At 55.8% G+C, this 464-nt stretch carries 1 rRNA gene; it reads right to left on the minus strand.

The window, feature by feature from the left end:
- Nucleotides 1-464 (minus strand): 16S ribosomal RNA (locus KUA11_RS17120); the annotation flags it as partial.

Consider the following 464-nt stretch of genomic DNA (forward strand, 5'->3'; position numbering starts at 1 on the left):
GACTACACGGGTATCTAATCCCGTTCGCTCCCCTGGCTTTCGCGTCTCAGCGTCAGAAAACGTCCAGGACCTCGCTTTCGCCACGGGCGTTCCTTCCGATCTCAACGCATTTCACCGCTCCACCGGAAGTTCCAGCTGCCCCTACCTCCCTCCAGCCGATCAGTATCCAAGGCACTTTTCCGGTTAAGCCGAAAGATTTCACCCCAGACTTGATCGACCGCCTACGCGCCCTTTAAGCCCAGTGATTCCGAACAACGTTCGCACGATTCGTATTACCGCGGCTGCTGGCACAGAGTTAGCCGTCTCTTCCTCTTCTGGTACTATCAACGCACGCACAGTTAATACGTGCGCCTTGTTCCCAAATGACAGGAGTTTACAACCCGAAGACCTTCATCCTCCACGCGGCGTCGCTCCTTCAGGGTTTCCCCCATTGAGAAAAATTCTCGACTGCAGCCCCCCGTAGG

Source organism: Acetobacter estunensis, from assembly GCF_019083805.1.
Taxonomy (GTDB): Bacteria; Pseudomonadota; Alphaproteobacteria; order Acetobacterales; family Acetobacteraceae; genus Acetobacter; species Acetobacter estunensis_A.